Origin of the sequence: Vibrio metschnikovii CIP 69.14 (assembly GCF_000176155.1) — a bacterium.
GTDB classification, from domain to species: domain Bacteria; phylum Pseudomonadota; class Gammaproteobacteria; order Enterobacterales; family Vibrionaceae; genus Vibrio; species Vibrio metschnikovii.
This window is the reverse complement of record NZ_ACZO01000006.1, coordinates 1,547,023-1,571,455: the sequence shown is the minus strand read 5'-3', so window position 1 is coordinate 1,571,455 and position 24,433 is coordinate 1,547,023. Positions and strand designations below refer to the sequence as shown.

Annotated in this window: 16 protein-coding genes; 6 read left to right on the top strand and 10 right to left on the bottom strand. The window is 45.4% G+C overall.

Annotated features, from left to right (window positions below):
- Positions 1-196: 196 nt before the first annotated feature.
- Positions 197-2,284, top strand: coding sequence for an elongation factor G (gene fusA, locus VIB_RS10435; protein ID WP_004395904.1), 2,088 nt, complete (start codon positions 197-199; stop codon positions 2,282-2,284).
- Positions 2,285-2,505: 221 nt separating this feature from the next.
- On the opposite strand, the gene VIB_RS10430 is transcribed toward fusA, so the two are convergent.
- The 6 genes from VIB_RS10430 to VIB_RS10405 form a co-directional block, all read right to left on the bottom strand.
- Positions 2,506-4,191 carry an AMP-binding protein gene (locus VIB_RS10430; protein WP_004395903.1) on the bottom strand — a complete coding sequence of 562 codons (1,686 nt, stop codon included), beginning with the start codon at positions 4,189-4,191 and terminating at the stop codon, positions 2,506-2,508.
- Between the two features lie 143 nt (positions 4,192-4,334).
- Positions 4,335-5,492, bottom strand: coding sequence for an HD domain-containing phosphohydrolase (locus tag VIB_RS10425; RefSeq protein ID WP_004395902.1), 1,158 nt, complete (start codon positions 5,490-5,492; stop codon positions 4,335-4,337).
- A 98-nt stretch (positions 5,493-5,590) separates the two neighbouring features.
- Positions 5,591-6,736 carry a chromate efflux transporter gene (gene chrA, locus VIB_RS10420; protein WP_004395901.1) on the bottom strand — a complete coding sequence of 382 codons (1,146 nt, stop codon included), beginning with the start codon at positions 6,734-6,736 and terminating at the stop codon, positions 5,591-5,593.
- A 32-nt stretch (positions 6,737-6,768) separates the two neighbouring features.
- Positions 6,769-7,320: a gamma-glutamylcyclotransferase family protein gene (locus tag VIB_RS10415; RefSeq protein WP_040904664.1), complete on the bottom strand. Its 552-nt coding sequence runs from the start codon at positions 7,318-7,320 to the stop codon at positions 6,769-6,771.
- A 31-nt stretch (positions 7,321-7,351) separates the two neighbouring features.
- On the bottom strand, positions 7,352-8,287 hold the full coding sequence (locus VIB_RS10410) for a zinc transporter ZntB (RefSeq protein WP_004395899.1): 936 nt from the start codon (positions 8,285-8,287) through the stop codon (positions 7,352-7,354).
- An 85-nt stretch (positions 8,288-8,372) separates the two neighbouring features.
- Entirely contained in the window at positions 8,373-9,824 is a 1,452-nt protein-coding gene (locus VIB_RS10405; protein ID WP_004395898.1) for a RimK family protein, read from the bottom strand.
- An 82-nt stretch (positions 9,825-9,906) separates the two neighbouring features.
- Here VIB_RS10405 and VIB_RS10400 point away from each other — a divergent pair, with 82 nt between their 5' ends.
- On the top strand, positions 9,907-11,007 hold the full coding sequence (locus tag VIB_RS10400) for a GNAT family N-acetyltransferase/peptidase C39 family protein (RefSeq protein ID WP_004395897.1): 1,101 nt from the start codon (positions 9,907-9,909) through the stop codon (positions 11,005-11,007).
- 103 nt (positions 11,008-11,110) lie between these two features.
- Here the strand turns inward: VIB_RS10400 and dapD are convergent, their stop codons facing one another.
- From dapD to VIB_RS10385, 3 genes are all read right to left on the bottom strand, one after another.
- Entirely contained in the window at positions 11,111-12,142 is a 1,032-nt protein-coding gene (gene dapD / locus VIB_RS10395; RefSeq protein WP_004395896.1) for a 2,3,4,5-tetrahydropyridine-2,6-dicarboxylate N-succinyltransferase, read from the bottom strand.
- A gap of 191 nt (positions 12,143-12,333) precedes the next feature.
- On the bottom strand, positions 12,334-12,627 hold the full coding sequence (locus VIB_RS10390) for a YebG family protein (protein ID WP_004395895.1): 294 nt from the start codon (positions 12,625-12,627) through the stop codon (positions 12,334-12,336).
- 90 nt (positions 12,628-12,717) lie between these two features.
- The gene (locus VIB_RS10385; RefSeq protein WP_040904663.1) at positions 12,718-13,608 is read right to left on the bottom strand and encodes a LysR family transcriptional regulator; all 891 of its coding nucleotides are present in this window, start codon (positions 13,606-13,608) and stop codon (positions 12,718-12,720) included.
- A 107-nt stretch (positions 13,609-13,715) separates the two neighbouring features.
- Here VIB_RS10385 and VIB_RS10380 point away from each other — a divergent pair, with 107 nt between their 5' ends.
- The 4 genes from VIB_RS10380 to recD all read left to right on the top strand — a co-directional run bounded on the left by VIB_RS10380 (position 13,716) and on the right by recD (position 24,102).
- A complete protein-coding gene (locus VIB_RS10380) occupies positions 13,716-14,687 on the top strand; it encodes a TDT family transporter (RefSeq protein ID WP_004395893.1) in 972 nt (323 codons plus the stop codon).
- A gap of 101 nt (positions 14,688-14,788) precedes the next feature.
- Positions 14,789-18,238 (top strand): exodeoxyribonuclease V subunit gamma, encoded by a 3,450-nt coding sequence (recC, locus tag VIB_RS10375; protein ID WP_004395892.1) that lies wholly within the window; start codon positions 14,789-14,791, stop codon positions 18,236-18,238.
- 99 nt (positions 18,239-18,337) lie between these two features.
- A complete protein-coding gene (gene recB, locus VIB_RS10370) occupies positions 18,338-21,952 on the top strand; it encodes an exodeoxyribonuclease V subunit beta (RefSeq protein WP_004395891.1) in 3,615 nt (1,204 codons plus the stop codon).
- A complete protein-coding gene (recD, locus tag VIB_RS10365) occupies positions 21,949-24,102 on the top strand; it encodes an exodeoxyribonuclease V subunit alpha (protein WP_004395890.1) in 2,154 nt (717 codons plus the stop codon). The genes recB and recD overlap by 4 nt, the downstream gene beginning before the upstream one ends.
- A gap of 75 nt (positions 24,103-24,177) precedes the next feature.
- On the opposite strand, the gene VIB_RS17780 is transcribed toward recD, so the two are convergent.
- The gene (locus VIB_RS17780) at positions 24,178-24,354 is read right to left on the bottom strand and encodes a hypothetical protein (protein ID WP_004395889.1); all 177 of its coding nucleotides are present in this window, start codon (positions 24,352-24,354) and stop codon (positions 24,178-24,180) included.
- Positions 24,355-24,433: the final 79 nt, after the last annotated feature.

Here is a 24,433-nt window from a genome sequence, read left to right as displayed (position 1 = left end):
TTTCGAAAGATTAGGTGTGATGAAACGGAGAGTTTTGTCGATATTTGCTCGCGTCTTGTGTGCGCATCACCTATATTTCATCAGCAACAGGTAGTCCTTGACTATTTTTTTTCAGCAAGCGATCGCAGGGGTATCAGTCTTGACAGATTATGCTATACTCTGCGCGCACTTTATACCTTATTAACAGAGTAAGACAATGGCAGATTTATCAAAATACAGAAATATTGGTATTTTCGCGCACGTTGATGCGGGTAAAACCACTACCACGGAGCGTATCCTTAAGCTGACTGGTAAAATCCATAAAATGGGCGACAGCCACGATGGTACTACAACCATGGACTTCATGGATCAAGAAGCTGAACGTGGTATCACAATCCAGTCTGCTGCGACTACCTGTTTCTGGAAAGACCACCGTTTTAACATCATCGATACTCCTGGGCACGTTGACTTTACAGTTGAAGTATACCGTTCTCTAAAAGTTCTTGACGGCGGTATCGGTGTATTCTGTGGTTCAGGCGGTGTTGAACCTCAATCAGAAACCAACTGGCGTTACGCGAACGATTCAGAAGTATCTCGTCTGATTTTCGTCAACAAGCTTGACCGCATGGGCGCAGACTTCTTCCGCGTTGTTGGCCAAATCAAAAATGTACTTGGCGCTACACCACTAGTCATGACACTACCAATCGGTCGTGAAGATGAGTTCACAGGTGTTGTTGACGTACTGAGCCAAAAAGCGTACATCTGGGATGACTCAGGTCTTCCAGAGAACTACGAAGTAACGGATATCCCAGCTGATTTAGTTGACCAAGCGGAAGAATACCGTGAAATGTTGATTGAAGCGGCTGTTGAACAAGACGACGAGCTAATGATGGCTTACATGGAAGGTGAAGAGCCTTCTCTAGAAGACATCAAACGTTGTATCCGTAAAGGTACTCGTGAACTTGCTTTCTTCCCAACTTACTGTGGTTCTGCATACAAAAACAAAGGTATGCAACTTATCCTTGATGCGGTTGTAGATTACCTACCAAACCCAACAGAAGTTCATGAACAAGAGCTAACTGATCCAGATACTGGTGAAGCCACTGGCGAAGTCGCTAAAGTTTCTGTTGATGAACCATTCCGTGCTCTTGCGTTTAAGATCATGGATGACCGTTTTGGTGCATTAACCTTCGTTCGTGTTTACTCAGGTAAACTGAAGAAAGGCGATACCATTTTGAACAGTGCGACAGGTAAAACTGAACGTATTGGCCGCATGGTAGAAATGCACGCTGATGACCGTAATGAAATCGACTCTGCGCAAGCGGGTGACATCATTGCTATCGTTGGTATGAAGAACGTGAAAACTGGTCATACCCTGTGTGATCCTAAACACGAATGTACTCTTGAGCCAATGATTTTCCCAATCCCAGTTATCTCTATCGCGGTTGCGCCTAAAGATAAAGGTGGTTCTGAGAAGTTAGGTGTTGCACTTGGTAAAATGGTTTCTGAAGATCCATCATTCCAAGTTGAGTCAGACGAAGAGACTGGCGAAACTATCCTGAAAGGGATGGGTGAACTTCACCTAGATATCAAAGTAGACATCCTTAAGCGTACGCACGGTATCGATCTTATTGTTGGTGCTCCTCAAGTTGCTTACCGTGAAACAATCACGAAAGCTGTTGAAGATAGCTACACGCATAAGAAACAGTCTGGTGGTTCTGGTCAGTTTGGTAAGATCGATTACCGTATCAAACCAGGCGAGCCAAACTCAGGCTTCAAATTCACTTCAACTGTTGTTGGTGGTAACGTTCCTAAGGAATTCTGGCCAGCGATTGAGAAAGGTTTTGCAGGTATGATGCAAGAAGGTGTTCTTGCTGGCTTCCCAACCTTAGACGTTGAAGTTGAACTGTTTGATGGTGGTTTCCACGCCGTTGACTCATCTGCAATTGCATTTGAAATCGCAGCGAAAGGTGCATTCCGTCAATCAATGCCTAAAGCTGGCCCACAACTTCTTGAGCCAATCATGAAAGTTGACGTGTTCACTCCAGACGATCACGTTGGTGACGTTATCGGTGACTTGAACCGTCGTCGTGGTATGATCAAAGACCAAGAAGCTGGTGTGACTGGTGTTCGTGTTAAAGCGGATATCCCACTATCTGAAATGTTTGGTTATATCGGTTCTCTACGTACAATGACATCTGGTCGTGGTCAGTTCTCTATGGAGTTCTCACACTATGCACCATGTCCAGCTAACGTAGCAGAAACCGTTATTGCTGAAGCTAAAGCGAAAAAAGAGAAGAAATAATTCTTCACTTTAAGCGCTAAAAACGCCCCGAACAGTGAATGCTGTTCGGGGCGTTTTGTTTGCTGCGTTTTATGTTGTACAAGATGAAAAAGAGAAAAACTAAAATACCCCCAATCCTAACTGATGATAATAGGGGCAAAGTTTTCAGTAGTAAGATGGATCACTAAGTTTTTACTTTGATCATCGTTTTTCACTGTTCTAAAGAAGGACAGTTAGTGAGATTACTCTTCCCAAACCACGAGTTTGTCTTTAGGCCAATTCTGGCCTACGTCATGATATTTTTGCTCTAAGACATGACGTTTTATCTTTAGTGTTGGCGTAAGAATACCATTATCGATGCTCCACGGATCTTTGATCATCAATACGCCTTTTATTTGCTCATGAGATTCGAGTTTAGTATTCATTTTTTCGATAACGCGTTTCGTCGTGCGTTCATAACGCTCTCGATCAAAATCAGAGAAATTATGCGGTACAACCAAAAGTATCGGCGCTGGCAGCCCTAAGCCAATTAAACACAGCATTTCTACTCGGCTGTATTCATACAATTTTTTCTCAATCGGGACGGGAGAAACAAACTTACCCTTGGCTGTTTTAAACGTATCTTTGATTCGTCCTTGGATCGTAAGATAACCATCAGAGTCAATTGAACCTAAGTCTCCAGTGTGTAGCCAACCTTGAGCATCAAAAGCTTCTTTGGAAGCAATGTCATTTTTGTAGTACCCAGAAAATACCCCTTTACTATGAACGAGTATCTCACCGTCATCGGTAATTTTTAAGCGAACTCCTGGTCCAGCATGGCCAACCGTTCCTATTTTATCTGCCCGGAAGGGGTAATTGATCGTACTGTAGGCAAATGATTCGGTCATTCCCCATGCTTCAGTAATATTTAAGCCAAGGCTGTGGTACCACTCTAACAAGGCAGGAGAGACTGGGGCTGAGCCACAACCAAGGACTCGTGCTTGATCTAACCCTAAACCATCCGCTAATTTGCGTTTAATTAAGCTATTTATAAAAGGGATTTTGAGCAGAATATTCAGCTTTTTCTGCGGAAGTTTGTCTTGAATACGCTGTTGGAACAAAGTCCATAGCCTTGGTACTGAGATAAACAACGTTGGGCGATGCATTTTCACATCTTCAATAAACGTATCAAGTGACTCAGGAAAAGCGGTTAAAACACCACCTTGAATTGACGTGCCAAGAATGTAAACACGTTCGGTGATGTGTGCGAGAGGCAAATAAGAAAACAGGCGATCATCTTTTTGAATACCGATTTGAGCAATCAATTGTTGTACTGCCCAAGCAAAAGCACCGTAGGTTAGCATGGCACCTTTTGGTACGCCTGAAGTTCCTGAGGTATAAACAATCGACATCAGTTTATCATCATAATGTTCAGGCCGTTCTTCACTTGGGGGATACTGAGCAATTAAGTCTAGATATTGATGGTGGCACGATGGTGCTGAAGCGTAAGGTAGAGCGATACTGATCAGCTCTGGCATTTTAGCTAAAACTTGGGCGGTGGCTTTACTGTCGTCTAATTTACCGACAATGATTATTTTACTTTCACTATGACTCGCACAATATTCAATGGTGTCAGCGCCGGCAGTAGGGAAAATGGGCACACTGACATAGTCACCGAGCATGATTGCTAAATCACATATGAACCACTCGGCGCAGTTTTTTGATATAAGCGCCACTTTATCACCAGGTTCAGCCCCTAAGGCGCGTAGTGCTGAAACGAGACGTAGTGCTTGATCAGCGACTTGAGCGAAGGTGTATTCAACAAACTGCCGATTAATAATTTGTTTCAAGTAAACGTCGTTGGGGCGAGTTTGCGCCCAAGTTAAGATCATTTCATTAGGGGGGGGGAGAGCGCACTTAGTTTGACTTAGATTTGTTAACGGATTCATTCTCTAACTCCATGTATGAGGCAATGGCTATTCTATTTATGTTAAAATTTTGTAAATAGTAGCATGGCTATAGGAGTGATGAAGGTTAATTAACTCACATTTGTTAATGACAACAGAGTGATACCTCACAAAAATTACTCAAATTAAGAAGCTGGGGATTCTCTATCTTTCGGATCGAGTTCTGGATAAGTCTCGCTAACCCGCTTTAAATAATCTTGATGATAACGCAGCGCGTTAACGCAGTGTTTATCTAGCTTACCGGATACGACCATTTTTTCTAGTTCCAACAAGGCAAATGGAACAGACCAAGCTTGTTTGTAGGGGCGATGGCTCGTTAGTGCATCGAAAATATTTGCGACAGCAATAATGCGAGCTGAGATAGGAATGGCTTCTTGGGTTAAGCCATAAGGATAGCCACTACCATCAAGAAACTCATGGTGGTAGGCAACAATCTCTTTGAGTACGGCGATACTTGGATGTTCTGGAGCGCCAATGTCATCAATAATATCATTGATGATCTCAATGCCTTTTTCGATGTGTTGATTGAGTTGCTGTCTTTCATCCTGACCGAGTGAACAAGGTTTATTCAGTAATTCTGCCGGAATGGCTAGCTTGCCAATATCATGGCATTTAGAAAATTGGCTAATATTTTCTATTACCTCATCATCCAATTGATAGACTGATGCTACTTCTAGTGCTATCACCCGCGCATAGCGGCTAATACGCTCTTTATGTTCTTTTGAATCTAACCAGTGTTCAGGCGATTTAGCGTTAATGGCTTTGGTTGCATTGAGCAGCGATTGGACTAAATCGTATTCTGAACTAACGACAAAACGTACAATATCAATATACGATTTGAGTTGTGCGCATTTTTCAGGCGTAAAGGTGTGTTTTTGTTTTGAGTTTAAAAAGATAAAACCAATGAACGTTTGATCATGGTAAACCGGTAAGGTCATTGAGGATTGAAAACCTTGTTCAAATAACCATTGGCTATGCGGAGTTATATGATTAACTTCAATTGAAATATCATTGAGATAGCGAACTTCACCAGATTGCGCACACGCTTTTAAAGTCGGCAGGTTATCGAGGGGCACCGAGTAATGAAGCAGTTCAAAGCCTTGATTGTCGCTGTGAGCATAAGTTTTTAACTCGGTACTTTCTTCATCGTATAAAGCGAAGGAGATACGGGCGATATTCGGCTCTACGGTCAGCATTCGTTGATGAATATCCGTTAACTGATGGTTTAGTGTGCCCACTTTAGCAAAGAAGCTGGGTTTTTCTCCTTCATGGTACGTGTTCATTTGCCCCCCCTTGCGGTGGAATAGTCAGCGCCTTTAATAAGTTTAGGCGATTCGCTGGAATTCACCGTGTTTGATCAGCAAAAAATAACTTCTTTTTGTTACAAAACGCCACGAATAAGTGCCGTTAACAAATAGAACATGACTAAACCAAGAATTGGCCACTTCATAATTTTAAGTAACCATAAGCCAATCAGTAGTAAAGCGACATCCCAAGCATTGAATACCGCACTGATAAATACCGGTTGATAAAGAGCCGCGAGTAATAATCCGACCACGGATGCGTTGACTCCAGCGAGTGCTCCTGAAACGAAGGGAAGATTGGCAAGATTTTGCCAGTGTTTGAGTACGCCTAAAAGGAGTAAAAATCCCGGTAAAAAGACACCGATGGTCGCGATGATGGCACCAGTGACAGGCGATGCGGGTAGCAAGTAGTAACCCAGATACGTTGCCAGTGTAAACATTGGGCCGGGTACTGCTTGGGCGGCGGCATAACCAGTCAGAAAAATATCGCTGCTTATTTGATCGGCTAACAAATTTTGCAGCAGAGGCATGACGACATGACCACCGCCAAATACCAAGCTACCAGCATGAAAAAACTGTTTGAATAACATTACACTCGCACTTGAGCTGACTAGCCATGGTAGGCCAAATAAAATCGCTACAAATAAAACTAAAGGCCACCACGTTGGGCGAAATGGGGTCAAAGTGGTTGTAGGATGAGGATTTTTTAGCCAGATTATACCGATGATGGCGGCAAGGACTATGACCAAGATTTGCGCTAAGATACCGGGAATACATAACAAAATGACTGCACTAAACAGACCTAAACTGGCGGTGGTTTTTGTTCGGCAAAAGTTTTGATACATTCCCCATGTTGCCTCGGCAACGACTACGACAGCGAGCAGTTTTAATCCATGGATCAGTAGTGCATATTGGGATGTATCAAGCCAATAGCGGCTGAAAGTGGCGAGTAATACCATTAGTATGATCGAAGGGAGAGTAAAGCCAATGAAGGCTAAACTGGCTCCCAATAATCCGCCTCGTTGATAACCGATCGCGAAGCCCACTTGACTTGAACCTGGGCCAGGTAAAAACTGACTTAAAGCGACAATTTGTCCATATTGTTGATCGCTCATCCATTTTAGTTTTTCAACAAACGTGTGTCGAAAGTAGCCAATATGCGCCGCAGGGCCGCCAAAACTTATCCATCCGAGCGTAAAAAAGCGTATGAATATTTCCCACATCTTGTTCATCGTCCTAATAGCGAATTCAATATTTAACGAACCTGAGCAATCAGTTGATCGATGTGTTCAAGGTCAGTGGCGTTGACTCCGGCTAAGTTGCCATATTTAGGCATGGACCGATCATTTTCCCATGGCGCTTGCCAGCCTAAGGTGTGTTCGACAAAATGGCGAGCAAACGCTTCAGAAACTTCCAAACACCCGGCGAGGACGGTATCAACGTAAGTTTGGACAATCGGACTGCGTGTACAAGGAGGCTGATATTGTTCGGTGACATAGACCCAAATCGCTTGATCGGTTTTCAGGTCATGCTGACAGTCTATTTGTTGATGAGAAAGTGCGATACGTTGATATCCACGTTCTCGGCGATCAAACTCAGCCAATCCAGCCTCATCGATTTCGAGTAGTACGCCATTCACTTGGCCTTGTCCCGGGTTGACCACTAAAGGTGAAATCAGATAGCTATCATCCACTTTTCCCCAATAACGCACTAAACCATGAACAATCGCTGGAATCGCTTGTCCGGTTTCGCCTGTCAGTTGACGCGAAGCTGAATTCATTAAGCTTCCGTAACCGAAAATATACATAGTGACTTCCTATTTAATGAGTTAAAACTATTTAATGAGTTAAAAAACGCAAACGGCGCAATATCCAAAATTCCATCACAAAAATAGCAAGCAGACCAGCACAAAAGACCCCAAAAGCGATTGGAGAGTCGGTCCCTGGGATACCTCCTACATTGACACCCAGCAGACCTGTTAAAAAACTGGCAGGTAGAAAAATTGCTGCGATGACTGAAAATAAATAGGTATTTTGGTTCATTTTTTCAGCGTGATACTGACGCAATTCCCCTTTAATAATATCCAACTCACTCAAGAAAAAATCTAAGGTTTCATTAATCCGAGTAATGGTATTTACACTATGTCGTAAGTTTAATTGCTTATGATTTGCCATCAATAGGTTGGAGTTTTGATAATCCTCAAGCGCGTATTGCTGAGGTTTAATAAAGCGTTTGATTTTTAACAGTGCTTTATGGGTTTGGATTAAGGGGTCGCTTAATTCGGTCTCACTTTCGAATCGAGTGATTTTCTCTTCGACGCAATCAAGATAGTCATCAATGTTTTTGCTTAAGCCATCAATAATAGCGACCAACACATCAGCAAGACTTTTCGGTCCATTGCCTTGTTGTAAAGCACTGCTAATTAAGTTGATAGTTTTTGAAGATATCTTACGACTGGTAATCAAGGCGCCATGATAATAGAGAATTCGCACGCTGAGCATGTCAGAAGGGTCGGCATTGTCATTCAGGTTAACCCCTCGTAGAATCAGCAGAAAATGCTGTTCATCGTACTGTTCAAATAGAGGTCGAGTATCTTCTGCGAGTAAACTATCGACAATAGAGAGAGGAATCGCATTATCGATTAGCCATTCACGTAACCCGGCTTTATCTCGTTGGCAATGGTACCAGTGATCCGCTTCAATTTTTTTGGGTTGTAGGGAGAGCTGTGCCGTAGGGGGTGTGGCAAAAGACCAATGATCGAGAAGAAAATCCATTGAGAATCCTTGTCCTTGATAAAATAAACCCAAGTGATGGGTTATCAACATCACTTGGGGGCGGTGTTAATTGAATCAGAATAAACTAAAAACCACGCATCTGAATACGGCGTAAGAACTCTGTCATGATACGATCGTAGAGCAGATCGCCGAGAATCGCATCTTCAACTTGATGATCAATGCTCGGGTTATCATTGACTTCAATCACATAAACTTGTCCATCGATCTCTTTAAGATCGACGCCATACAGACCACTGCCGATCAAATTCGCCGCTTTTACGGCGACATCCACCACCGATTTAGGGACTTGTTTTAAATCGAAGGTTTCAAATCCACCCGATGAGACTCGACCACTGCTATGGTGCTGATAAATTTGCCAATGTCCACGACTCATCATGTATTTACAGGCATAAATCGCTTGGCGGTTCATTACGCCAATTCGCCAATCAAAATCAGTCGGCATAAAAGCTTGAGCCAAGATCAGCGCGCTTTTGCTAAATAACGCATTGGCTTCTTTCTCAAGCTCTTGTTCATTACGAACCTTGACTACCCCACGAGAAAAAGCACCATCGGGGATTTTCAGCACCATAGGGAAATCCAGTTGTCCCATCAAGTAGCTTTTCCAATCGTTATCAAACCCTTGTACGATAACACTCTTAGGCGCAGGAACTTTATTACGTTGCAGTAACTCGGTCAAAAATACCTTATTGGTACATTTCATGATCGATTCTGAATCATCCATCACGATCAGGCCCATTTTTTCTGCGGTTTTCGCAAACCGATAGGTGTAGTTGCTAATATTAGTGGTGGCGCGAATGAATAGGCCATCAAACTCGCCCAAACGCGACAAATCATCAGGGGAGATCAATTCTAAGTTCATACCTAAGCGATTGGCGGCGCGGCGAAAACGCTTCAATGCAGAAGGATCGGAAGGCGGCATTTTCTCCTCTTCATCGACCAACATCGCGATATCGTAGCGATACTTCTTCTCTTGTTTCGGTCTGCGCCAGATTTTACTTGAGAACAGCTCTAATGACTCAATGAAGAAATCTTGCTCACTGTCTTGCAGATCTTGAAAAGGGAATGGCGCAATACTGTGAATTTGCCATTGTCCCTGAATTTTAGTCATTTTCAGTTCAATTACTGGCACCATAAACTGTTCGAACAGGCGCTGAGCCAGTTTTTCTAGACCAGCTTCTGGTGTGCGTCCAAAGTAGATTTTACAGTGGATAGAGTCGATGTTTTTGCACAGCTTGTTAAGTTTTAAGAGTCCAGAGGACAGTAAAAACGGCTGGTTAATATCGTTAATTGCCATCACGCGTGGGATCACTCGATGTCCACGCGCTTCAGCTAACAGAGAGCAGTAATATCCCGTACTCATGTAATCATAATCGCGACAAAGGTTCACCACCTGTACGCTGCGCTGTGAAGCTTTCCAGTCAGCATCTAAATATTGATCAACGCTGACGACTTGTTCTGAAGGGAAATACTGTTGCCAGTCACTGGCCTGATCGGTCACGATTAAAAGGTTTGCCATCGCTATATTCTTCCTAAATCAATAGGTCTATTATTGAGTCACAATCTTGCCAACCACTCTTTTCATCCTGTAAGGACGTCGTATGGACTTTCGTCTTGCGAAAAGTACTGATCTCGCTGCGCTTAATGCGTTAGAACAACAGCTGTTTGATGGAGATAAAATTTCTCCTCGTCAAATGAAGCGTTTTTTACATTCTAGCCATTCGGTGATTTTTGTCGCCGATTCCGGTACGGAGTTAGCTGGATATGCATTGCTACTATTTCATCAAGGTACACAGCTCTCAAGGTTGTATTCGATTGCCGTTAAACCTGATTTCAGAGGACGGAGGATTGCTCAAACGTTAGTTGAACAATGCGAGCGTGCTGCTCTTGATCAAGGTTTCACTACATTACGGCTAGAAGTTCGTGAAGACAATATAGCAGCAATAAAATTATATGAAAAAATGGGTTATCGCACTTTGAAGTGTTTGATCCACTATTACGACGATTTATGTGATGGTCGTCGGATGCAAAAACGTTTAACTCCTCATGGACCTAAAATTTTGCTACCGATGCCCCTTTATGTGCAAACCACACCCTTCACCTGTGGTGCCGCTTGCTTATTGATGAGTTTCTCTTGTTTACGACCCTCTTTTGAACTGAGTCGCACCCAAGAGCTTCAGTTATGGCGAGAAGCGACGACGATTTTCATGGCGGCGGGACACGGTGGCTGTAGTGGCCAAGGCTTAGCGTTAGCAGCAGCGAAACGAGGTTTTCATGTCGAGTTATGGAGCCAATCACAAAGTACCCCTTTCATTGATAGTGTCCGAGACCTCAATAAAAAACAGGTGATTGAGTTAGTGCATCTGGATTTTTGTGAGCAACTGGCTCATCAAGATGTGGCGATGATTGATGCTCCACCAACTCAGGATCAACTTGAAGCGTGGGTGACGCAAGGGGCTTGCGTACTATTGTTGATTAGCACCTATCGGTTTGATGGCAAAAAAGAACCTCACTGGATCGTTTTAAGTGGCATGAGTGAAAAGTTTTTCTTTTTCCACGATCCTCACGCGGAATCTGAACAGCATGCGATGGCTTCGGCGTATGTTCCGGTTGGTAAAAAAGCCCTGTCGCAGATCATCGGTTTTGGTAAGCAAAAGCAAACCGCTTGTGTGGTGATTAGCCCAGCCAATATTGCCCGTTAATTCGGTTCATCAGCGAACAATAGTGCAATAACAAAGGCTAGCTGACGCTAGCCTTTGTTTGGATAATCGAACGGGTTAAGCCGTTGAACTCATTGGATGAAACTCAGTTATTGCTATGCAACTCACTGTTTAGCTCAACCGCTGATTTATTGGCTAAACACTCGATTTGACCGGTGATCGAATTGCGGCGGAATAACAGGTCAGAGACACCTGCTAGCTCGCGTGCTTTGATGATCTCAACTTCTTGACCTTGGTTATCGAGCATGCGGACTTTGGTGCCAGCAGTGACATACAGACCGGATTCTACCGTGCAGCGATCGCCAAGTGGGAAACCAAGACCAGCGTTGGCGCCAAGTAGTGAGTTTTCCCCAATTGAAACCACCACTTTGCCGCCGCCAGATAAGGTGCCCATGATTGACGCACCACCACCAATATCAGAACCATTGCCGACAACAACCCCAGCGGAAATTCGTCCTTCCACCATGCTGACGCCTGTGGTACCCGCATTAAAGTTGATAAAGCCTTCATGCATAACGGTGGTCCCTTCGCCAACGTGTGCGCCAAGGCGAACGCGAGCAGTATCAGCAATGCGCACACCGGTTGGGACAATGTAATCAACCATTTTCGGAAACTTATCGACACAATCGACGCTCAATTGACGCCCAGCAAGGCGAGCTTCGATTTGACGCTCGGCAAGCTCTGGTAAATCAATCGGGCCTTCATTGGTCCAAGCAATGTTATGCAATAGACCAAAAATGCCATCCAGTACTGTGCCGTGTGGTTGCACAAGGCGATGAGAGATAAGCTGTAGTTTTAAAAAGCCTTCAGCGATTGAGCTTGGTTGTTCATCGGTCGCGAGGATCACCAAAATCAGCGGTTGAGTCGATAACGCGGCTTTACTGGCAAAAGCAGCATTATCTGCTTGAGCATGGCTAGCAAAGGCATGAGCCAGTTGACCGCATTGCTCTGGTAAGATCTCAAGTACTTGATTACCCGATTGATAATTGCAAATACCAGCCAATACTTTGATTAAATCATCACTTGGATTTAGAACTGGATGAGGGAAAAATGCCTCAATGATTTTTCCGTCACGATTGAGTGTGGCCGTACCAAAGCCTAGGGCAAAATTCGCCATTATGAGTTCTCCATTTTGGTGGTGTCAATTTCGTGGTCAATGACCGTAAGATGATTGTTATCTTAAAGAGAGTTTTATGCAGAGGAAAGGAGCAATACGTTATCCGTCCATCGAACGATATCGTCTGTCTTTTTAGCGATAGATATCCTTTCTAGGATAAAAAACCGCTGCTAGGCAGCGGTCAGAATCAGTTAAGCAGCGTCGTCAACAGAGTCATCACTCTCGACCGCTTTCGGTTTTTTAGGTGGCGTAGGCTTGCGTTTGGCACCGAGCGCGACCAGCACGTCTTCTTTGTTCTGTGCCAAGAACAGCGCTAACTCTTCTTGCTTACTTTCATCTTCAATCAGAGCGCTTTTACCCAATAGTTCGAACAGCTCATCTGCCATATCGAGCATTTTGTCATAAGCATCAGCTTCGGCTTTCGAGGTAAAAGTCATTTTCTCTTCTCCGTTGCGCTCCACCACGTACTTAACGATGACGGCCATGGTTCATCCTCTATGTTGTGCTAAATAATTACTGGCTTTTTATACAGTTTTTATTCAATAAAGTCTAGATGAAGCCACCAAACTGAGAGGCTAGGCGTTGGATTGGTGACAAAAGGCGATAAAGCTTTTCAAAAGCGGACTTTGGTACTTTTCTTTATGCACCAAGACCCAAAAACGCCGTTGCATATCGAGAGGGACAGTCAGTTGCTTGATTCGCCCATCTTGTAACGCGCAGTGGGCAGCCAGCTGTGACAAACAACCTAAACCTAATCCAGCTGAGACGCTGTTAATCAATGCTTCGGTGGTATTGAGCTCGAAACTCTCTTGCCATTGCTCAATACGCGGCGCAACGACGCGCATAAAAAATTCTCGAGACCCCGAACCGGCCTCTCTTAGCACCCACTGGCTCTGTTCAAAATCGCTGAGCGTTAACGTTGATTTTTTGGCGAGCGGATGATCAGGGGCGCAGATAATACACATTTCATCTTGACCAAATTGACGCGAAATCAATTGAGGATGCAAGGTTTTGCCCTCAATCAAAGCAACGTCTAACTCATAATCGACCAGTTTTTGACAAATCAGTGCTGAATTAGAAATAAATAGGCTTTGTGCATGATGATCGTATTGTGAGCGAAAGGCGCTAATTAAATAAGGCGCTAACTGGTTACCAATCGTATCACTGGCTCCAATTCGTAATTGCCCAGCGAGGGTATTTTGCTGATCAAACAGATGATGCAGATCTTTGGCGCGTCCCAGCAATTCATCGGCCAAAGGCAATAGTTTTTGCCCTTCTTGATTAAGGATTAACCGGTTGTTGACTCGATCAAACAGCGCATGTCCTAAGTGTTTCTCCAATTCCGCTAAAGCTGAACTCACCGCTGCTTTAGAGAGAAACAAAGCGTCTGCGGCTTCGGTTAGCGTTTTGTGTTGGGTGATGGTCATAAACACATTGAGTTGTTTGAGCGAAATCGGGCTGGCCATAGGTTGTTTAGTTTTATTGAACGTAGGTTACAAATAATCAGATATATTCAAACATTAAGCAAGGGTATCATGCGCGTATTGCGATAATAAGCCGTGTTGAGGTCAGTATGATTCAAGCAGCAAAAACAAAAGTGATGGGAGCTCCCACTCCTATGGCAGGATTGGCATTAGGTATTGCCAGTTTAGGTTGGAGCTGGGAAAACCTTGCCAATTTACAAGGCTACGGTCAGTGGCTTGGCGCTGCACTAGCCAGTGTATTATTGATTGTTTTAGCGTTTAAGTTTCTCTTGCATCATCATTTACTCCGCCAAGATTTGGCGCATCCTGTGGTAGGCAGTGTCGTGCCCACTTTTGCGATGGCGTGTATGGTGGTGTCTCACTCGGTGGGCCAATTTTCACCATTTTTCGGTGATGGACTGTGGTTACTGGCGGTGTTGCTGCATGTGATTTTCTTGGTGAGCTTTGTTTATCATCGCGCAAAAGCGTTTGAACTGCATCATATGGTGCCGAGTTGGTTTGTACCGCCAGTGGGGATCATCGTGGCTGATGTGTCATTTTCTGGTAACCCACTACTGGCTCCGATGGCTCATGCAACCTTAGTGTTTGGTATGTTGGCTTACGCGGTAATGCTACCGATGATGATTTATCGTTTTATGTTTACCCATCAAGTACCGGATGCGGCTAAACCCACCTTAGCGATCTTGGCAGCGCCAGCGAGTCTCTCTTTGGCGGGTTATTTAACGGTGACCGCTGAGCCTTCCCCTGTGATCATTGCTTTACTGTTTGGTATTGCGGTGTTGATGACGGCGATTATTTACCTCGCGTTCACTCAATTACTGCGTTTACCTTTTAGCCCCGGTTATGCCGCGTTTACCTTTCCAATGGTGATTGGTGCCACGGCGCTGTTTAAAACCGCTCATTGGATGGAAAGTTTAAATATCGACCCTCACTATGTACAGCAGATACATGCGCTTGCCAGCTTTGAACTGATTGTGGCGACCGTGGTGGTTGGGTACGTAGCGCTACGTTATCTGATGTTCTATTTTCCAGCTCGTTCATTGGCTGGTCAGGCGGGATAATCGTCATGTATTAGGGGCAACAGACCCTAGGAAAATTATCCAGTTAACGGCACTTATGCTACTCTCAACTCTTATTAAGGGCAGAGTAGTGTGAGTGCATTGTGTTTACCGTTTATCATTCGAATAACGTTGAAATCCTCAAAACGCTGTTAGTTCAGTTGATCAAAAACGACCCGTTAGCGCACCCGTTCGACAAAGAAAAAATCTTGGTACAAAGCTCGGGCATGTCGCAATGGCTAAAGATGGCGTTAGCCAAAGAGCTAGGAGTGGCTGCAAATCTTGAGTTTCCATTACCGGCCAGTTTTATTTGGGAGATGTTTACCCAAGTCTTGCCTGAGGTGCCACAGCGTAGTGCATTTAATAAAGAAGCAATGACGTGGAAGTTAATGCGTCTGCTGCCAAATCTACTCACTCATCCACAATTCACTGCCCTGCAACGCTACCTTGAGCAAGACGACGATCACTCGAAGCTTTACCAATTGGCAGAGAAAATTGCCGATATTTTCGATGGTTATTTGGTGTATCGTCCGGATTGGATCGCTCAGTGGGAAGCGGGGGAGGTCGTTAAAGAACTCGATGACGAGCATCCTTGGCAGCCAATATTGTGGCAAGCCTTATATCAAGACACTGTCTATCAAGGTCAGTCCCATTATCATCGTGGCAATCTGTATCAAAGCTTTATTGAGCAATTGGTAGAGGGGGCATTAGATACCCGTCTGTTACCCAAGCGGTTATTTATTTTTGGTATCGCCTCTCTTCCTCCCCGTTATCTTGATGCACTAAAGGCATTAGGTGAGCAGATAGATGTCCACCTAATGTTTACCAACCCTTGTCAGCACTATTGGGGGGATATTCGCGATCGAAAAACCCTCGCTAAGCTGGACAGTCGACAGCGTAAAACTTTAGCGTTACAAGCCAATGCAATCCACGTTGAAGGTCAGCGATCGCCACTGAAAGGAGGCATTGAAGCGAATCTTGTTGATGAGCAGCATAACGAAGCTTCGGTCGGCAATGGTTTATTAGCCTCGATGGGCAAATTGGGCCGTGATAATCTCTATTTGCTGTCGCTATTGGATTGCGAAGAGCTGGAGCTGTTTATGGCACCTGCTCGGGATAGTTTACTGCATCATCTGCAAGCGGATATTTTGCATTTAGAAGAACATCAAGATGATCAGCAACTTGATAATAGCCTGCACAAACAGATCATCGAGGTTGATGATTTTTCTCTCTCGCTTCATGTCTGCCATAGTCCAATGCGAGAAGTGGAAGTCTTGCACGATCAACTGCTGGCCATGTTTGATGCTGATCCAGATTTAAAACCGCGTGACATTATTGTCATGGTGGCAGATATCAATGCTTATAGCCCAGCGATTAGCGCCGTATTTGGCAATGCGCCTGGTGAGCGTTATATCCCTTATGCCATTTCAGATCGCACAGCCGATCAAGAAAGTCCTATCTTAAGTGCATTTATGCATTTGGTTAGTTTGCCAGAATCACGTTGCTTAGCCTCAGAGTTACTGGAGTTACTCGAAACGCCAGCGATGATGGCTAAGTTTGCGCTTAATGAGCAAGAGTTCGCGCAAGCAAAATTATGGGTAGAAGCGTCTGGGATTCGCTGGGGGCTAAATGCTCGCACGGCAGATCAATTTGAACTGCCGCCAACCGAACAAAATACTTGGCAATTTGGCGTTGAGCGGATGTTACTCGGTTATGCCATGCCGCCCTCTGCGGGCTTATTTGAGCAAGGCGAACTGGCTTTAGCGCCTTACAATGAAGTGCAAGGATTGAATGCGGAGCTGGCGGGCAAATTGGCGCATTTTATTCAGCGAGTGAGTGATTACCGTGAGCGGCTCGCCAACACTCAGAGTATTGAACAGTGGCGAGCGCTGTTAGGGGATCTACTGGATGACTTTTTTGTGGTTGATCTGCAAGGTGAGCTGGCGCTGAAATCGATTCGCGATACCTTAGCGCAATTAAAACAACAACTGGCGGATGCTAAATACGATCAAGCACTGGCCCCGAGTATCATCATCCAGTATCTACGCAACAAATTATTAGGTATACGAGTCAGCCAGCGCTTTTTGGCAGGACAAGTGAACTTTTGTACCTTAATGCCGATGCGATCGATCCCCTTTAAAACGGTGTGTTTATTGGGCATGAACGATGGCGTGTATCCGCGAACCATGCCGAAAGATGGTTTTGATTTAATCAATGGACGTCCCCGAGCGGGGGATCGCTCGCGGCGAGATGATGATCGCTACCTATTTTTAGAGGCGTTGCTCTCGGCACAAAAAACGTTGTACATCAGTTACGTTGGTCGTTCGATTCAAGACAATACTGAGCGTGTTCCTTCAGTTTTAGTCGCAGAGTTAATGGAGTATTGCCAACAAAATTACTGTTTGCAGGGCGATCAATCGTTGAGCAGTGATCGGTCGGCGGAACGATTGGTTGACGCGTTAACCACAACTCATGCCATGGTCCCGTTCAGTCCAGACGCATTTTCGACCCAACCCGGCAGTTACGCTAAAGAGTGGCTACCTGCGGCTAATCGTCAGGGACAATCCCGTGGTGAATTTAATCGTGCGCTCAGTGATTACTTAATTGAGGCAACGTACCCTCTGAATTTAGAGCTTGTAGAGCTACAACGTTTTTGGCGTTTGCCAGTGCAATACTTTTTTAATCGCCGACTGAAAGTCACCTTTGAAGCGCCGCAGCCAGTGATGGAAGATGCAGAGCCTTTTACTTTGGATGGGCTAGAGAGTTATCAATTACGCGATCAACTCCTTGATGTTTTTCTTGAGCAGCCGAATTCTGAACATGCGATCGAACGTGTATTGGTTGAGCAGCGGGCGCAGGGTAAATTACCGATCGGTGCCTTTGGCGAGCTAGAATTTGAGACCAATCGTGCACAAGCTCAAGCGCTAGCGGAGAAAATCGGTTTCTTATGTCACTCACCACTTGATGATCAAGAGATCAATCTGCGTTTTGATTTATTCGGTGAGGGCAAATCGGTTCAACTGACTGGCTGGCTGACTAAGAATTATCAAGCTGGATTAATGCGTTATCGCAGTGGTACGATTCGTGCTCAGCATTATCTCGCGGCGTGGATCGATCATCTTGCTCTTGCCGCAATGGGAATCAATAAACCGACTCATGTGATTGGTTACGATCGCAAACAAGGCGTGCAGCATTGGGTTTATCCCCCCATCGCGGATGCCGATCACGCCAAGGCATTACTGACGGAGTTAGTGCGTTTATTTTATCAAGGCATGACCGAACCGTTGGCGTATTTTCCTAATACTGCATTAGCCAGTATTGAAGCGGGGTTTAGCCGTGGAAAGTGGGTCGATGATCGCGAAAAATCACTGAAAAAAATGGCGGAGACTTTTCATGATGGCTATATGACTCGTGGTGAAGGCAGTAATGTTTATATTGCGCGTATTTGGCCACAATGGCATGAAGAGTTAGCTGAGCAAGTCCGGTTATTGGCCAGTTTAGTCATTCAAGGACCCAGACTTGCGGCTCAGCAAGCGGCAGATGTTGAGCATTAATGGGATGATGCAAAGCCAGCTTACGTTTAGATCGTTATTGGGGTTTCGTCTTACATCGGTGTGCTGGTACACACCTGTGCATTCAAAGGTTAACGAGTTATGAGTATCTCTTCACCAGCGGTGGTGACACCGTTAGATCCGCTTACTTTTCCATTGCATGGCGCGCGATTGATTGAAGCATCGGCGGGAACTGGAAAAACCTTTACCATTGCGGCTTTATATTTACGTTTGCTGCTGGGCCATGGCAATGCAGACACTCGTCATCCAACGCCGCTGACGGTTGATCAAATTTTGGTGGTGACGTTTACCGAAGCGGCAACCGCTGAATTGCGCGATCGCATTCGTCAGCGGATCCATCAGGCGCGAATCGCTTTTTTACGTGGTTCTAGTGATGATCCCGTCATTCAAGGTTTGTTGGCCGATTATGCCGATCGACCTGGGGTCGCAAAAGTATTACTGCAAGCCGAACGACAAATGGATGAAGCCGCCGTTTATACGATTCATGGTTTTTGTCAGCGGATGCTGACGCAAAATGCCTTTGAATCAGGAAGCCGATTTAGTAACGAATTTGTCACCGATGAAAGCCAGTTGAAAGCGCAAGTCGTGGCCGATTATTGGCGTCGTCAGTTTTATCCATTACCATTGAACCTGGCGGCCGAAGTCCGTCGTTTGTGGCCTTCGCCACAAGCCTTATTGGATAAAATTGGTGGTTATTTAACGGGGGCTCCGCTAACGCTATCGGTTGAAGCCATGAAGGGTGATTTAACGGCACTTTATCACGATGGCTTATCACGGATTGCTGATTTGAAACAGCAATGGTTGGCGTCATGTCGCGATCTCCCTTCATCGATTCAAGACTCTGATTTACATGCCGCGACTAAAAAAGCGCTATTAACACGGCTAGAGTTGTTGAATGTGTGGGCAAATCAGCCTCACCATCAGTTCGATTTACCCAGTGAATTATCAGACTTTGCTCAAAGTGCGCTGGAGGCTAAAGCTAAAAAAGGCAATCCCCCCCAACATGCTCTGTTTACGATTATTGAGCAGTTTTTACAAACGCCGATCAGTTTAGCTGCGCCATTATTGGCCCACGCGATCCTCCATTGTCGAGAGCGGCTCGCTGAAGCCAAAGCGCAAAAACAGTGGTTATCGTTTGATGATCTGTTAACTCAGTTATCGGCGGCGATTGATCACGATCAGCTTGGTTTACTGACTGAGCGGATTCGCACACTTTATCCAGTGGCGATGATTGATGAGTTTCAAGATACCGATCCGCTGCAATACAGCATTTTCAGCCGAATTTATCTCCCCAAAGCAGAGTGTGGTTTATTGATGATTGGCGACCCGAAACAGGCGATTTATGGTTTTCGGGGGGCGGATATTTTCACGTACATCAAAGTTCGTCAGCAGGTCAGTGCGCATTACACGTTAGGCACTAACTGGCGCTCTAGTGCGCAGATGGTGAGCGCGGTTAACCAGTTATTTAGCTCATCTGCTAGCCCTTTTATGTATGATCAAGACATTCCGTTTTTGCCTGTTGCCGCTAGCCCGAATGCGGATAAGCGACAATGGTTACTTAACGGGCAGAGTCAACCGGCATTAACTTACTGGCTGCAAGAGGCCGATAAGCCACTTCCAAAAAATGAATACCTATCCTGTATGGCTAAAGCGTGTGCGAGTCACATTCAAACCATTTTGAGTGCGGCGCAGCACCATCAAGCGTATTTTGAAACGGGCAAAGGCCAAAAAATAGTTCAAGCTGGCGATATTGCTGTGTTAGTGCGTACGGGTAACGAAGGGCGGATGATCAAACAAGCGCTCGCCGAACAAGGGATTGCCAGTGTTTATCTTTCAAATCGTGATAGCGTTTTTAGCAGTGATGTCGCGCAGGATCTCCAACGCCTATTGCAAGCGGTATTAACCCCAGACGATGATCGTACTTTACGCGCCTGTTTAGCATCGCCCTTCTTTGCTTTCGATGCTGCCAGCCTAGATGCACTCAACAATGACGAAGTGGTTTGGGAAAACGCAGTCAATGAGTTTAAAGCCTATCGACAACTGTGGATTGAACGTGGTGTATTGCCGATGCTGCGCAGTGTGATGAGTAAGCGTCATCTCGCCGAACGTTGGTTGGAAGAGCAGAATGGCGATCGTTTATTGACGGATTTCATGCACATCGGTGAGCTACTTCAGCAGGCACGACAAGAGATAGAGAGTGATCACGGCCTGTTGCGTTGGTTGGCTCAGTCGATCAGTGATGCCGAGCAGGGGATCGGCGGTCGAGATGAACAGATTCAACGTTTAGAGTCGGAACAAAACTTAGTACAAATCGTCACCATTCACAAATCGAAGGGATTGGAGTATGACTTAGTCTTTTTGCCATTTGTGGCTGGCTATCGAGAGGCCAGCGAAGGTAAGTATTATGATTCAGTCAACGATCAAACCGTGCTTGATATTACTGACAGCTCGGCAGCGCTTGAGCAAGCGGATAAAGAACGGCTGGCTGAAGACCTGCGCTTGATCTACGTAGCCTTGACTCGCGCGGTGTATGGTTGTTTTATTGGCTTGGCACCGCTGCGTAATGGCCGCTCGACTAAAGAGCCGACAGGCGTTCACTTAAGTGCGATTGGTTATTTACTGCAAAATGGTCAAGAGACGGGTATTGCCGAACTCCATTCGGCGCTTAATGCGCAAGTAAGGGATGCTATTGTGGTCACCGCTCCGCCACCGCTACAGAATGAACCCTTCACGGCCTTGGTGGCAGAGAAACCGATCTTGAAAGCTCAGACTTTGCATACGCATATCGATCGCCATTGGCGTCTGACCAGTTACTCGGCGTTGGTAAAACATTCGAGCAAGCTGGCTTATGATGAGGCGAGCTTGGAAATATCCGGCTTTGATATCGATTCGGGCGATGAACAGAATCAAGCTCTATTACTAGAACCAGAACGCTCTATTTTTACTTTTCCCCGCGGCGCGACACCGGGAACCTTTTTGCACAGTTTGTTTGAAGAGGTTGAGTTTACCGAATCGGCCAGCAGCGATGAGAATCAGCAACGAATCATTGAATTGATGGAACGAGAGCACATTGAGCTTGAGTGGTTACCGGTTTTACAACAGTTAGTTGATACCGTATTAGCTACGCCGCTCGATGGAAAAGCATTACGTTTGAATCAAAAAACCGCCCAACAACGATTGGTGGAAATGGAGTTTTTATTACCGGTCGAAGTGCTGAGCGCTCCGGCTTTAAATCGAATAATTCAACGCTATGATCCCTTGTCCGCTAAGGCTGGGGAACTGGGGTTTTATCCTGTACAAGGCATGCTCAAAGGTTTTATTGATTTGGTATTTGAACATCAAGGTAAATATTATTTGTTGGATTGGAAATCCAATCATCTCGGAGATGAGATCGGTGCTTATCATGGTGAGCGTTTAAGAGCGGCGATGGTCGAGCATCGTTATGATCTGCAATATCAGCTTTATGCATTAGCGCTGCATCGATTTTTGCGTAGTCGTCTCGCCGATTATGATTATCAGCGTCATTTTGGCGGTGTGTATTATCTGTTTTTACGCGGTATTGATGGTCAGTCTGAACACGGTATTTTCTTTAATAAACCAAGTAGTGAACTGCTGGATGAGATGGACAGATTGATGGATGGAGAAGCCACTCATGTCCGAGCGACGAACGCTGGACAAATGGAGTTGGATTTATGACTGGTTCACTAATGACACTACTGGAACCCTTAGCCGAAAAGGGGGCGCTACGCCAACTGGATTATCAATTTGCGCGATTTATTGCTCAAAAAAGCAGGTCTCAATTAGGCGATGAAGATAGCCAAGCGCTCGGTTTTATTGCCGCGCTGGTCAGCGCAGAGTTAGCTAAAGGGCATATTTGCTTGCCACTGTTTCGTGAACAGGCAACGGCTACTGAGTCATTACTCTTAACTCCGGCTGATTTCAGTGCCAAGTTAGGTTTATTTGGTGATGCGGCGCTGGTGGTTAATCAGCAGTTGCAAGCCATCGATTGGCTTGGGGTTTTGCAGCGTTCGAGTTTGGTTGGTCAGCAAGGGGAAGCGGTCCCGTTAATGTTTGATGGTCAGCGTCTTTATCTGCATCGTTATTGGTACTATGAAGTGACCTTAGCGCAGCGTTTACTGAGCTTTGGGTCACCGATGAGCTTAAAGCCTACTGATGTCCAAAAGCTGAAAACGCTGCTCGATGGCTTATTTGCTCGTCAATACCATCGGTTACTTGAGGCTTTGCTGGCACAGTCTGCCATTGCGACACCATTAACTCGCCAACAGCTGGTGTGTGACTTTCTGGATGTGGTGAGTCCGCAAGAATTGGATTGGAGTGCGATTGATTCTGTAGTTAGCGCAGCTCGTCACGTGAAAGATCTGATCCACTTAGATACGCTGATCCCACAACGGGCTTGTATCAATTGGCAGAAAGTGGCAGCCGCGGTGGCGCTTACGCGTCGTTTTGCGGTGATATCCGGAGGGCCGGGGACGGGAAAAACCACCACGGTAACCAAATTACTCGCCGCGTTAATCGCTCAAGCTCAACAAAACGGTAGCATGCCTAGTATTAAGCTTGTTGCGCCGACTGGCAAAGCCGCAGCACGTTTAACAGAGTCGATTGGTAAAGCTGTGGCTGAGTTAGCGGTTGAGCCGGCGCTAAAAGCCGCGATCCCTAGTGAATCAAGTACGTTACATCGATTACTCGGTCCGATCCCTCACAGCGTGGAATTTCGTCACCATCAGCGCAACCCGCTGCATCTTGATATTTTAGTGGTTGATGAAGCTTCGATGGTGGACTTACCCATGATGGTGAAACTGATCGAAGCGCTGCCTAAACACGCCCGTTTAATTTTGTTAGGTGATAAAGATCAATTAGCGTCCGTGGAAGCGGGAGCGGTCTTGGGCGATATCTGTTCGTTTTTGGCCTTAGGATACAGTCGTTCGCAAAGTGAACAACTGTCGGCATTAACCGGCTATCAAGGGTTCACCGGACATTCGCAAGCGAACGTCAACCCTATCGCTGACAGTTTATGCATGTTGCAAAAAAGCTACCGCTTTGATGTACGTTCTGGCATTGGTCAGTTGGCTAAAGCGATCAATCGTGGCCAACCGAGCGCGGTCGATGAGGTATTAAAACGGGATTATGGCGACATTACTCATCATCCACTCACCAGTGACCAGTATAATCAGATGTTGCAAACAGTGGTTGAAGAGTATGGTCACTATTTACGTCGTCTTGAGGACGTTATGATTGATCCCTCTAGCGCTGCGCCAGAAACGCAGGCCCAACAAGCGAAAGCGGCGCTGGATTGTTTCAATCAGTGTCGTGTTTTGTGCGCAGTCCGTGAAGGGGATTTTGGGGTGAATGGCTTAAATCAACGCATCGAGCGAGCACTCGCGGCGCGTCGCTTGATTGATCTGCAAGATGAGCTTTGGTATCACTGCCGACCCGTGATGGTCACTCGTAATGATCACAGCTTAGGTTTATACAATGGCGATATTGGTTTATGCATATTAGACAGGAGTGAAGACGAACCCCGTTTGAAGGTCTATTTTGAATTACCGGATGGCAGTGTAAAGGCGATTTTACCCAGTCGAGTTCCTGAACATGAAACCGCCTATGCCATGACCATACATAAATCCCAGGGCAGTGAATTTGACTTAACGTTACTGATTTTACCGCCTGATTTTAGTCCGATATTAACTCGCGAGTTGATCTACACTGGAGTAACTCGTGCGAAAAAACGATTAATCCTCTTGAGTGATTTACCTATCATGAAACGCGCGGTTCAGTTAAAAACGGAGCGTGCCAGTGGTTTAGTGGCTAAATTAACCGTCTCTTAATCCGTTATCGCGAAAGGTCAACAGACCCTAGGCTTACCGTCCACAATCTGCATCATAAAGGGTAAGCCGAACGCGCTAAAAGGCATGAGTAAAGGTAATGTTTTTGATTTTATAGCGGCTTTGAGAGCTCAGGATAAAAGCACGAAGTTGGTCGCTGGTTGGAAATACGCAGTGTACTGCGTGACCTTCAAGGAACTGGTTATCGGCCATATCCCAAAAGCTTTGTAATGAGTTACAAATAACAGTTTTCATCAATTGTTGCTCTTAAGTACGTGTGGTCGTAAAAGCAATCCTTGCATACCGATGGTTAGGTCGTACCCTCAAGCATTGG

What these genes read in the sequence shown, in the direction of transcription:
- VIB_RS10390 (WP_004395895.1), bottom strand. Translation starts at nt 12,627, where the DNA reads ATGGCCGTCATCGTTAAGTACGTGGTGGAGCGCAACGGAGAAGAGAAA.
- chrA (WP_004395901.1), bottom strand. Translation starts at nt 6,736, where the DNA reads ATGTGGGAAATATTCATACGCTTTTTTACGCTCGGATGGATAAGTTTT.
- VIB_RS17780 (WP_004395889.1), bottom strand. Translation starts at nt 24,354, where the DNA reads ATGAAAACTGTTATTTGTAACTCATTACAAAGCTTTTGGGATATGGCC.
- VIB_RS10400 (WP_004395897.1), top strand. Translation starts at nt 9,907, where the DNA reads ATGGACTTTCGTCTTGCGAAAAGTACTGATCTCGCTGCGCTTAATGCG.
- dapD (WP_004395896.1), bottom strand. Translation starts at nt 12,142, where the DNA reads ATGGCGAATTTTGCCCTAGGCTTTGGTACGGCCACACTCAATCGTGAC.
- VIB_RS10380 (WP_004395893.1), top strand. Translation starts at nt 13,716, where the DNA reads ATGATTCAAGCAGCAAAAACAAAAGTGATGGGAGCTCCCACTCCTATG.
- VIB_RS10415 (WP_040904664.1), bottom strand. Translation starts at nt 7,320, where the DNA reads ATGTATATTTTCGGTTACGGAAGCTTAATGAATTCAGCTTCGCGTCAA.
- VIB_RS10385 (WP_040904663.1), bottom strand. Translation starts at nt 13,608, where the DNA reads ATGGCCAGCCCGATTTCGCTCAAACAACTCAATGTGTTTATGACCATC.
- VIB_RS10430 (WP_004395903.1), bottom strand. Translation starts at nt 4,191, where the DNA reads ATGAATCCGTTAACAAATCTAAGTCAAACTAAGTGCGCTCTCCCCCCC.
- recB (WP_004395891.1), top strand. Translation starts at nt 18,338, where the DNA reads ATGAGTATCTCTTCACCAGCGGTGGTGACACCGTTAGATCCGCTTACT.
- VIB_RS10425 (WP_004395902.1), bottom strand. Translation starts at nt 5,492, where the DNA reads ATGAACACGTACCATGAAGGAGAAAAACCCAGCTTCTTTGCTAAAGTG.
- recD (WP_004395890.1), top strand. Translation starts at nt 21,949, where the DNA reads ATGACTGGTTCACTAATGACACTACTGGAACCCTTAGCCGAAAAGGGG.
- fusA (WP_004395904.1), top strand. Translation starts at nt 197, where the DNA reads ATGGCAGATTTATCAAAATACAGAAATATTGGTATTTTCGCGCACGTT.
- VIB_RS10410 (WP_004395899.1), bottom strand. Translation starts at nt 8,287, where the DNA reads ATGGATTTTCTTCTCGATCATTGGTCTTTTGCCACACCCCCTACGGCA.
- VIB_RS10405 (WP_004395898.1), bottom strand. Translation starts at nt 9,824, where the DNA reads ATGGCAAACCTTTTAATCGTGACCGATCAGGCCAGTGACTGGCAACAG.